Consider the following 12347-nt stretch of genomic DNA (forward strand, 5'->3'; position numbering starts at 1 on the left):
AGGGAAAAACGCGTGCAAGAGTTAATCGAGTCGGTAGGACAACTTTCGGCTAAGCAAAGAAAGGCTCTGGCGGTTCTGCTCAAGCAGAAAGGCGTCAACCTCTTTGACATTGCCCCGGTTTTCAAGCGCACGGCCGAAGAGCCGTTGCTGCTGTCCTACGCTCAGCAGCGTCAGTGGTTTCTCTGGCAGTGGGCGCCGCACAGTGCGGCCTACAACATTCCGACGGCCCTGCGTTTGCAGGGCCCGCTGGATGTCAGCGCGCTGGAGCGCAGCGTCGAGGCGCTGATCGAACGACACGAAACCTTGCGCACGGTGTTCTCCCAGGAAACCGCGCAACCTTTGCAAGTGGTCCTGCCCGCAGGGCCCTTTGCACTGGAGATTCATCAACTGAACGCTGAGCTGGCCAGCGACGCGGAGGCCTCGATCCAGGCGTTCGTACAGACCCAGAGCCAGAAAACTTTCGACCTGCAGCACGGCCCGCTTTTGCGCGCAGCGCTGCTGCAAGTCAGCCCCAATGACCATGTGCTGGTGCTGACCCTGCACCACATCGTCTCCGATGGCTGGTCGCTGCAAGTGATGATCGAGGAACTGGTGCAGCTCTACGCCGGTTTCAACCTCGATCACGACGCCGGTCTGCCGGCGCTGCCGATTCAATACGCCGACTACGCCTTGTGGCAGCGGCAGTGGATGGAGGCCGGTGAACAGGAGCGGCAACTGGCCTACTGGCAAGAGAAACTCGGTGGCGAACAACCGGTGCTGGAACTGCCGATGGATCGCCCGCGCACCATCGAGCAAAGCTTCGCTGGCGCCAGCCATAACCTGATTCTCGACCCGGCGCTGAGCAACGCGCTCAAAGCCTTCGCCCGGCAAGAAAACGTCACCCTGTTCGTGGTCTTGCTGGCCTCGTTCCAGGCCTTGTTGCATCGCTACAGCGGTCAGGCCGACATCCGCGTCGGCGTGCCAAATGCCAACCGTGGCCGGGTAGAGATCGAGCGGCTGATCGGCTTCTTCGTCAACACTCAGGTGCTCAAGGCCGACATCGATGGGCAGATGTCCTTTGTCGATCTGCTGCGTCAGGTCAAACAGACCGCGCAAGAAGCGCAGGCCCATCAGGACTTGCCGTTCGAGCAACTGGTCGAAGCACTGGAACCGGGCCGCAGCCTCAGTCACAGCCCGCTGTTCCAGGTGATGTTCAACCATCAGGCCGAGCGCCGCGCGAGTGTCGAAACCCGTTTGAATGGCCTGAGCATCGAACCGCTGGAATGGCAGAGCCAGACCGCGCAGTTCGACCTGACCCTCAACACCACCGAACAGGCGCATGGCATCGAAGCCGTGCTGAAGTACGCCACCGATCTGTTCGACGCCGCGACCATTGAGCGTCTGGCACAACACTGGAATGCGCTGTTGCAGGCCATCGTCGCCGCGCCGACCCAGCGCATTGGCCAGTTGCTGATGCTCGATGCCGGCCAGCAGCAACAATTGCTCGCGCAGTGGAACCCTGAGCGCATCGAACATCCGCTGGAGCAGTGCATTCACCAAGCCATTGAAGCGCAGGCCGAGCGTTATCCCGACGCGATCGCCGTGACGTACGACGGGCAACGCCTGACGTACGCCGAATTCAATCGCCGCGCCAATCAGTGGGCGCATGTGTTGATCGCCCGTGGCGTCGGCCCGGACGTGCGCGTTGGCGTGGCGGTCGAGCGTTCGCTGGACATGATTGTCGCCATCCTTGCCGTGCTCAAGGCCGGTGGCGCTTATGTGCCGCTGGATCCGGGCTACCCGGATGATCGCTTGAGCTACATGATCGCGGACAGTGGCATCGAGCTGCTGCTGACCCAGGGTCATCTGCTCGCGCAACTGCCGGTACCGTCGGGGTTGGCGTGCCTCGATCTGGATCAGGCGCCAGAGCCCGGCAACGAAGCCAACCCGCTGTGCCTGACCACGCCGGACAGCCTGGCGTACGTCATCTACACCTCCGGTTCCACCGGTAAACCGAAAGGCGCATTGCTGCCGCACGGCAACGTCATGCGGTTGTTCAGCGCCACCGAACACTGGTTCGATTTCGGCCCGCAGGACAGCTGGACGCTGTTCCATTCCTACGCTTTCGACTTCTCGGTCTGGGAGATTTTCGGCGCGCTGTTGTATGGCGGCAAACTGGTGGTGGTGCCCCATGACATCAGCCGTTCTCCGGAAGATTTCTACACGCTGCTGTGCGATGAAAACGTCACCGTGCTGAACCAGACGCCGTCGGCGTTCAAGCCATTGATGCAGGTCGCCAGCGAGTCGACGCGCAATAACTCTCTACGCTACGTGGTGTTCGGCGGCGAGGCGCTGGAAGTGCAGAGCCTGCGCCCGTGGTTCGAACGCTTCGGCGACCGTGCGCCGACGCTGATCAACATGTACGGCATCACTGAAACCACGGTGCACGTGACCTACCGGCCGTTGTCGATGGCCGATCTTGAACAAAGCCACAGCAGCCCGATTGGCGAGCCGATTGTCGACCTGTCGTGGTACTTGCTCGATGGCTCGCTGAACCTGGTGCCACAAGGTTGCATCGGTGAGTTGTACATCGCCGGTGCCGGTCTGGCGCGGGGTTATCTGAATCAGGCCGGCATGACCGCAACACGTTTTGTGCCAGACCCGTTCAATCCGCAGGCCGGCGAGCGTCTGTATCGCACCGGCGACCTGGCGCGGCTGCGCGGCGACGGGGTGATTGAGTACATCGGCCGTATCGACCATCAGGTGAAGATTCGCGGCTTCCGTATCGAGTTGGGTGAAATCGAAGCGCAACTGCTCAAGCATGCCGATGTGCGCGAAGCCGTGGTGCTGGCGGTCGACGGTATCAGCGGCCAGCAACTGGCGACGTGGATTGTCGCGAACGAAGAACTGGACGGCGAAGGGCAGGGCGCACTGCGCGATTCGATCAAGGCGCATTTGCGCGAAACCCTGCCGGATTACATGGTTCCGGTCAGTTGGGCGTTCCTTGAGCGTCTGCCGCTGACCGCCAACGGCAAACTCGATCGCAAGCAACTGCCGCACCCGGAAGTTGCGCAGGTGCAGGAAGTCTATGCCGCGCCGCGCAACCAACTGGAGCAGCGTCTGGCCGAGATCTGGCAGGAGGTGTTGAAGGTCGAGCGTGTCGGCCTAAACGACAACTTCTTCGAGCTGGGCGGCGACTCGATCATTTCGATTCAAGTGGTCAGCCGCGCGCGTCAGGCCGGCATTCGCTTCAGCCCCAAAGACATCTTTCAGCACCAGACCGTGCAGCGTCTGGCGACCGTCGCGCAACAGAGTGACGCGGTGCAGATGCAGCAGGGCGAAGTACTCGGCGACGCGCTGCTGACACCGATCCAGCATTACTTTTTCAACAGCGACATTCCGGCGCGGCATCACTGGAACCAGTCGATCCTGCTGACCCCGGCCACCGCGCTGCGCGCGGCGCCGCTGGAGCAGGCGCTGGTGCAGTTGCAGCGCCACCACGACGCCTTGCGCCTGCGCTACCGGCAAACCAACGATGGCTGGCAGCAGAGCCACGCGCCGGCGGATCAGGCGCAAGGTTTGCTGCGCACGGTCACGCTGGACGACAGCGCAGCATTGCCAGCGCTGTGCCTGGACTTGCAACGCAGCCTCGATCTGCTCGATGGCCCGCTGATTCGCGCAGCATTGGTCGACTTGCCGGACGCCAGTCAGCGTCTGTTGCTGGTGATCCACCACCTGGTGGTCGATGGCGTGTCGTGGCGGATCCTCCTCGAAGATCTGCAAAGCGCTTATCAACAACTGAGTAGCGGTCAGCCTGTGCGTCTGCCGGCCAAGACCAGCGCGTTCAAGGATTGGGGCAAGCGTCTGCAGGCGCATGCCCGTAGCACTGAACTGGAAAGCGAACTGGATTACTGGCGCGGGCAACTGCGCGAGGTGTCCGTCGAGCTGCCGCTGGACAACCCGCAGGGCCAGTTGAGCAACCGTTTCGAGCGCAGCGTCGATACGCGTCTCGACGCCGAACGCACTCGCCAGTTGCTGCAACAGGCACCGGCGGTTTATCGCACCCAGGTCAACGACCTGCTGCTGACCGCGCTGGCCCGCGTGCTGTGCCAGTGGACGAACACCGACAGCGCCCTGGTGCAGCTTGAAGGTCACGGTCGCGAAGACCTGTTCGATGACGTCGACCTCAGCCGCACGGTAGGTTGGTTCACCAGCATGTTCCCGGTGCGCCTGACCCCGGACGCGAGTCTGGAAACCTCGATCAAAGGCATCAAGGAGCAACTGCGCGCGATCCCGAACAAAGGCATCGGTTATGGCTTGCTGCGTCATCTGGGCTGCGCCGAGTCGCAAGGGGTCTTGAACGAACTGGCGCAACCGAAGGTGACGTTCAACTACCTCGGCCAGTTCGACAACAACTTCGATGAACACGCCCTGTGGGTGCCGGCCACTGAAGACAAGGGCGCCGGTCAGGACGAAAACGCGCCGATGGCCAACTGGCTGACCATCGATGGCCGGGTTTATCAGGGCCAGTTGAGCCTGACCTGGACCTACAGCGGTGATGTCTTCGAAGAGAGCACCATCAACGCGTTGGCCCGCGCCTACGAAGTGGCGCTGGGCGAGTTGATCGACCATTGCCTGAGCCATCCGAGCGGTGGTTTGACACCATCGGACGTGCCGTTGGCCGGGTTGTCCCAGGCGCATCTGGATAGCTTGCCGATCGCCGCCCAGCGCATCGAGGACATCTATCCACTGGCGCCGATGCAGCAAGGCATCCTGTTTCACAGCCTGTACGACGCCGATGCCAGCGCCTATGTCTATCAGATGCTGCTGGATATCGACGGCCTCGACGTGGCGCGTTTCCAGCAGGCCTGGCAGCGCGTGGTGGATCGCCATGAAGTGCTGCGTGCCGGTTTTATCTGGGGCCGCGATGGCCTCGATGCGCCGCTGCAAGTGATCAATCGCCAGTTGACCCTGGAAATGCCCGAAGTCGATGTGCGCGGTATGGCGGACTTGCCGGCCGTGCTCGAAGCGCGGGCGCAGGCTGATCGCGCACGCGGTTTCGATCTGCAGAATCCGCCGCTGCTGCGCCTGTGCCTGCTGCGCACGGCCGATGATCGCCATCGCCTGATTTTCACCTGCCACCATATCCTCATGGATGGCTGGAGCAACTCGCGGATGTTTGGCGAGGTGTTGCAGGATTACGCCGGTCAGCCGGTGCCAAGCGCGCAGGGCCGTTATCGCGACTTCCTCGTCTGGCTGCAAGGTCAGGACAAGGCGGGCGCAGAGGATTTCTGGCGCGGACAACTGGCCGCACTTGACGAGCCGACCCGACTGGCTTCGGCCTGTCACGGGCGTACCGTGCCGGGGCCGGGCAAACAGATGCATCGCCTGCATTTCGACCAAGCCTTCACTCAGCGCCTGAACGGTTTCTCCCGTCAGCAGCAAGTTACCCTCAATAGTTTGGTGCAAGCCGCGTGGTTGCTGGTGTTGCAACGCTACACCGGTCAGGCCACGGTGGCCTTTGGTGCGACCGTGTCCGGACGTCCGGTGGATCTGCCGGGCATCGAGCAGCAATTGGGCCTGTTCATCAACACCTTGCCGGTGATCGCCAGCCCGCAGGCCACGCTCAGCGTCGGCGACTGGGTGCGCAGCGTGCAGGACAAAAACCTGTTGCTGCGCGACTACGAGCAGACGCCGTTGCAGGACATCCAGCGTCTGGCCCAGCTGAGTGGCGGAGCGCTGTTCGATACCTTGCTGGTGTTTGAAAACTATCCGGTGTCCGAAGCGCTGGAAGCCAACCCGGGCGGTCTGCGTTTCGCTGGCCTGGAGCACCGCGAGCAAACCAACTACGGTCTGACCCTGATCGCCGGGGCCAGCGATGTCTTGAACCTGGATTTCAACTACCTCACCGAACACTTTGCCGAACGCAGCGTGCTCGGTCTGGCGGGGCATCTGGAAGAAGTGCTGCGGCAATTCATCGAGGCGCCGCAGCGTCTGCTCGGTGAGATCGGCCTGTTGCCACTCGCCGAACGCCAGACCCTGGCGCGATGGAACGACCATCAGGCCGCGTATCCGGCTGAGCGGTTGATCCCGCAAAGTTTTGAACGTCGCGTCGCGGCGCATCCGCAGGCACTGGCCCTGAGTCATGCGGGCGTCGCCCTGAGCTATGCCGAGCTCAATCAACGCGCCAACCAGTTGGCTCATCATCTTGTCGCACTGGGTGTCGGGGCGGAAATCCGTGTCGGCGTGGCGATGCCGCGTTCGGCGGAGCTGGTCATTGCCCTGATGGCGGTGCTCAAGGCCGGTGGCACCTATGTGCCGCTGGACCCGGATTACCCGGCGGATCGCGTGGCCTACATGCTCGACGACAGTCAGGCGAAAGTATTGCTCACGCAGCAGTCGCTGCTGGCGCAACTGCCGCAGACCGATGCGCAGGTGGTGCTGGTCGAGGCGGGTGGTGCAGCATTTGCCGAGCAGCCTGCGGACAATCTTCCTGCGCGCGGGGATTCAGCCAATCTGGCCTACGTGATCTACACCTCCGGCTCTACCGGCAAGCCGAAAGGCGTGGCCATTGCCCATCGCAACGTGCAGGCGCTGATTCACTGGTCCGCCGAGGTCTACAGCGAAGACGATCTGCAAGGGGTGCTGGCGTCGACGTCGGTGTGCTTCGACCTGTCGGTGTGGGAGATCTTCGTCACCCTCGCACGCGGCGGCTCGATCGTCATGGCGCGCAATGCCCTGGAACTGCCGGACTTGCCGGAGCGCGATCAGGTGCGCCTGATCAACACCGTGCCGTCGGCGATTGCCGCGCTGCAACGCACCGGGCAAATTCCGCCGGGCGTGCGCATCATCAACCTCGCCGGTGAGCCGCTGAAGCAGAGCCTGGTCGACACGCTCTACCGCGAAACGGCGGTGGCGCATGTCTACGACCTGTACGGGCCGTCGGAAGACACCACCTATTCGACCTGCACCCGCCGCGAACTGGGTGGTCAGGCGAACATCGGCCGGCCGCTGGTCAACACCACGGCGTATATGCTCGACGGTCAATTACAGCAAGCGCCGCTGGGCGTGGCGGCTGAGCTGTATTTGGCCGGCGACGGCATCACCCGTGGCTACCTGTTCCGCCCGGGCCTGACCGCCGAACGTTTCGTGCCCAATCCATTCTCGAGCAGCGGCGAACGCATGTACCGCACCGGCGACCTGACCCGCTTCAGCGATGACGGCCGGATCGAATACGTCGGCCGCATCGATCATCAGGTCAAGGTGCGCGGTTTCCGCATCGAACTGGGTGAAATCGAAGCGCGTCTGCTCGCTCAGGACACTGTGCGCGAGGGCGTGGTGCTGGCGGTGGATGGCCACAGCGGTCAGCAACTGGTGGCGTATGTGGTGCCGAGTGACAGCAGCCTCAGCCTCGAACAATTGGACGATCTGAGTGAAACGCTGCAGGCCGCGCTGAAGGCGCATCTGCCGGAATACATGGTGCCGGCGCAGTGGCTGTTCCTCGAACAGTTGCCGCTGACCCCCAACGGCAAACTCGACCGCAAGGCCTTGCCGGCAGCGGACCTCAGCCAGTCGCAGCGCGAATACGTGGCGCCATCGACGCCGTTGGAGCAGCAACTGGCGGAGGTCTGGCAGGACATTCTGAAGATCGAACGGGTCGGCGTGACCGACAACTACTTTGCGCTGGGCGGCGATTCGATCATCTCGATCCAACTGGTCAGCCGTGCGCGCCAGCAGGGGATTCGCTTCACCCCCAAAGACCTGTTCCAGCAGCAGACCGTGCAGAAACTCGCCGCTGTGGTTGCGCTCGAGTCGTCGACCGACGAGGCGCCGTTGGATTATCCGCTGGCGCAACTCGATCAGGCGCAGCTCGATGCGTTGCCGGTGCCGGCCGACCAGATCGAGGATGTCTACCCGCTGTCGCCGATGCAGGAAGGCATGCTCTTCCACACGCTGTCGGATAACGGCAGCAGCCTTTACGTGCAACAGGTCAGCCTGCCGATCAAGGGCCTGGACGTGGAGCGCTTCCGCCAGGCGTGGGAATTCGTCATCGCCCGTCAGGCGATTCTGCGCACCAGTTTCCATTGGCAGGACGGCCTGGCCAAACCGTTGCAGGTGGTGCATCGCCATGCGCCGTTGCAAATGCAGGTGCTCGATTGGCGTGAGCGCGAAACCAGTGAAGAACTGATTGCCGAGTTCGCCAGCGCTGACCGTGCGCTCGGTTTCAATCTGGCCGATGCGCGTTTGTTGCGGGTGACCCTGCTGCGCCTGAGCGACGATCAGTACCAGATGATCTGGACCAGCCACCACATCCTCATGGACGGCTGGAGCAGTTCGCGGCTGTTCGGCGAGGTGCTGCAGTATTACGCCAAGGGCGAAATCATCGGCGAGAACGGTCGTTACCGCGACTTTATTGCCTGGTTGCAGGCGCAGGATCAGGACGCCCAGGAGCTGTTCTGGAAGGCGCGACTGGCGGCGGTCAACGAGCCGACGGCACTGAGCCAGGCGATGCACCCGCGCCACAGCGCCGATGTCGCCGGTCACGATGCGATCTATTCGAACTGGGATAAAGCGCAGACCGCGCGGCTGTTGCAGTTCTGCCGCGACCTGCGGATCACCCCCAACACGCTGATTCAGGGTGCATGGTTGCTGCTGTTGCAACGCTACACCGGGCAGCAGACGGTGACCTTTGGCGCCACGGTGTCGGGGCGTCCGGAAAGCCTGGCGAATGTCGGCAACATGCTCGGTCTGTTTATCAACACCTTGCCGATCATTCAGACCCCGCAAGCCGATCAGCGTCTGGCTGACTGGCTGGGCGAAGTGCAGGCCTACAACCTCGACATCCGTGATTATTCCCAGGCGCCGCTGGCGGATGTACAGCGCTGGTCCAGCCTCGGTGGGCAGGCGTTGTTCGACAGCATCGTGGTGTTCGAAAACTTCCCGATCGACGATCGCTTGCAGGAAGACAACGACACCGATCTGACCTTCGGCAAATCCATCGGCCATGGCGTGACCAACGTGCCGATGGACCTCGCGGTGATGCTCGGCGACGAGTTGTCGATCGAATACCTGTACCTGCGCAGCCACTTCAGCGCCGAGGCGGTTGTCGGTATTCGCCAGACCATGGAAAATACCCTCGCCGCGATGCTGGCGGCGCCATACGAGCGCCTCGGTAATTTGCAGCGCCTGAGCGGCGAGCAATGGCAAGCGGCGCAAGCCTGGAGTGCCGAGCCGACGCACACCCATCATGCCGCGCTGTTGCCGGAACTTATCAGCCGTCACGCGCAACAGCAGCCGCAGGCTATCGCCCTGCAATGCGCCGGGATGAACCTGACTTACGCCGAACTCGAGCAACGGGCCAACCGACTGGCGCACTGCCTGATCGAACACGGCGCCGGGCCGGAAGTGGTGATCGGCGTAGCCTTGCCGCGTTCGCTGGAAATGGTCGTGAGCTTCCTCGCCGTGCTCAAGAGCGGGGCGGCGTACGTGCCGCTGGACATCGATTATCCGCCGGAGCGTCTGGCCTACATGATCGAAGATTCCGGCATGGCGCTGTTGCTGACCCAGAGCAGTCTGCGCAGCACGTTGCCGGCGCGGCAAGGCCTGCTGCGTCTGGAAATCGATCACCTCGATGAAAGCCGTTATGCCGACCACGCCCCCGACTGCCGCGTGCAGGAACAGGGCTTGGCCTATCTGGTTTACACCTCGGGTTCCACCGGGCGACCGAAAGGCGTCGCGGTGACCCAAGGCCCGCTGAGCATGCACTGTCAGGCCATCGCCGAGCTGTACGAAATGGACGCCAGCAGTTGCGAGCTGCACTTCATGTCGTTCGCCTTCGACGGGGCCCATGAGCGCTGGTTGAGCACCTTGTACAGCGGCGGCCGTCTGCTGATTCGCGACGGTTGCCTGTGGACACCGGAGCAGACCTATCAGGCGCTGCACGACTACGGCATCACCATTGCCTGCTTCCCGCCGGCCTATCTCAAACAACTGGCCGAGTACGCGGCGGCCAGCGGTATTGCACCGCCACCCGTGCGCATCTATTGCTTCGGCGGTGACGCGGTGCCGGATCAGACCTTCGAGCAGGTCAAGGCTGCGCTGCGTCCGCAGTACTTCACCAACGGCTACGGCCCGACCGAAACCGTGGTCACACCGATGCTCTGGAAAGTCCCGGTCAGCCAGCATTGCGAAGCGGCGTACGCGCCGATCGGCCGTGCCGTGGGCGCGCGCTCGCTGTACGTGCTGGACGAAGACCTGAACCCGCTGCCGCCAGGCTTTGCCGGTGAGCTGTACATCGGCGGCTATGGCGTCGCCCGGGGTTATCACGGCCGTCCGGACCTGACCTGCGAGCGCTTCGTGCCCAACCCGTTCGCGGCGGGCGAGCGCCTGTATCGCAGCGGCGATCTGGTGCGTTTACGCGCCGACGGTGTGGTCGATTACGTCGGCCGCATCGACCATCAGGTCAAGGTGCGCGGCTTCCGCATCGAACTGGGTGAAGTCGAGGCCAGTCTGCGCCAGTTGCCGTCGGTCACCGATGCACTGGTGATCGCCCGCGACAATGCCTCGGGCAAGCAACTGATCGGTTATGTGGTCACCGCAAGCGGCGAGGACATCGGCGATGAACTCAAGGCGGGCCTGCGCGCCTCGTTGCCGGAATACATGGTGCCGGCGCAGATCGTCTGCCTGAACGCTTTCCCGGTAACGCCTAACGGCAAGCTGGATCGCAAGGCGCTGCCGGAACCTGAGTTCAAAACCGAGCAATACCTGCCTCCGCGCAACGAGCAGGAAAGCCTGCTCGCGGACATCTGGGCGCAGGTGCTGCAGGTCGAACAAGTGGGCATCAGCGACAACTTCTTCGAACTGGGCGGCGATTCGATTCTGAGTTTGCAAGTGATCTCCCGCGTCAGAAACCACCCGACGTTGCAGATGGATCTCAAGCTGCGCGACCTGATGCGTTATCAGACCATCGCCGGCATCGTCGAGCAGGAAGCGGCGAAGGAGGGCACGGCACAACCGCAGACGGACGTCACGCACGTGGCCGCCGAGGGCTTGTTCAATCTCTTGCCGATTCAGGAGTGGTTCTTTGCTGAAGGCATGGCCGAGGCGCATCACTACAACCAGTCATTGCTGTTGAGCGCGCGCCAGCCGCTGGACCTCGATGCGCTGGAGCAGGCATTGGGCTGGATCGCGCAACATCACGACTCGTTGCGCCTGCGTTTCTCCCACGAAGGCGGGCGCTGGATGCAGCGTTACTGCGACCTCAGTGAACAGGGCGAGACGTTGCTCTGGCGCCGCGAGGCGGACAACAGCGAGCAGGTCGAAGCCTTGGCCAACCTTGCCCAGCGCAGCTTGAAACTCGATGACGGGCCGGTCTGGCGGGTGATGCACGTCGCCTTGCCGGATGGCCAGGCGCGCCTGCTCGTGGTGATTCACCACTTGGTGGTCGACACCGTGTCGTGGCGAATTCTGCTTGATGATTTGAAAGTGGCGTACGAGGCGTGCGTGCAGGGGCTGCAGCCGAAACTGCCGATTCGCACCAGCAGTTACCGATCGTTCGCCGAAGCCTTGCAGGCGCAGGCGCCGGTGATTGCCGAGCAGGAACTGGGGTATTGGCTGGAGCAACTGGATCAGCCGGGCGTCGATTTGCCATGCGACAACCTGCGCGGCAAAAACCTCGTGCGTCAGCAGGCACAGGCGCGGCTCAAATTGTCCCGCGAGCACACGGAACAACTGCTCAAACAGGCCCCGGCGGTGTATGGCACGCAGATCAACGACCTGCTGTTGTCGGCGCTCAGCCGTGCCCTGTGCCGCTGGAGTCAACAACCGTCGGCGTTGATCCTGCTCGAAGGCCATGGTCGTGAAGACCTGTTCGAGTCCATCGACCTGAGCCGCAGCCTCGGCTGGTTCACCAGCATGTTCCCGGTGCGTTTGCGCCCCGACAGCGACGACATCGGCCAGTCGATCATCAATGTGCAGGCACAGTTGGCAGCGGTGCCGCAGAAAGGCATCGGCTATGGCGTGTTGCGGCATCTGGCAGGCGCTGAGGTGTCGAGGCAACTGGCCGAGCTGCCGCAAGCGCGGGTCACGTTCAACTACCTGGGGCAATTCGACCAGAGCTTCGACGAGCAGGCCCTGCTGGTGCCGGCGCTGGAAGAAACCGGTGACAACTACAGCCTCAAAGCCAATCTGGGCAACTGGCTGGAAATTGTCGGCCAGGTCTATGACGGTCAGTTGGCCTTGCGTTGCATCTACAGCAGCCAGCGCTATCGCGCCGGCACCATGGATGCCTTGATGAGCGATTACCAGTGTGAGCTGGAAGCGTTGATCGAACATTGCATGGCACGCGCGGGCTGATCGCCACGCGTTCA

At 62.8% G+C, this 12347-nt stretch carries 1 protein-coding gene; it reads left to right on the forward strand.

Annotated elements, in window-relative coordinates; genetic code table 11:
* Positions 1 to 12 precede the first annotated feature (12 nt).
* Positions 13 to 12333, forward strand: coding sequence for a non-ribosomal peptide synthase/polyketide synthase (locus tag AB4N74_RS04265; protein WP_460098373.1), 12321 nt, complete (start codon positions 13 to 15; stop codon positions 12331 to 12333).
* The last annotated feature ends 14 nt before the right edge of the window (positions 12334 to 12347 follow it).

This window comes from Pseudomonas sp. H3_C08 (assembly GCF_054669455.1).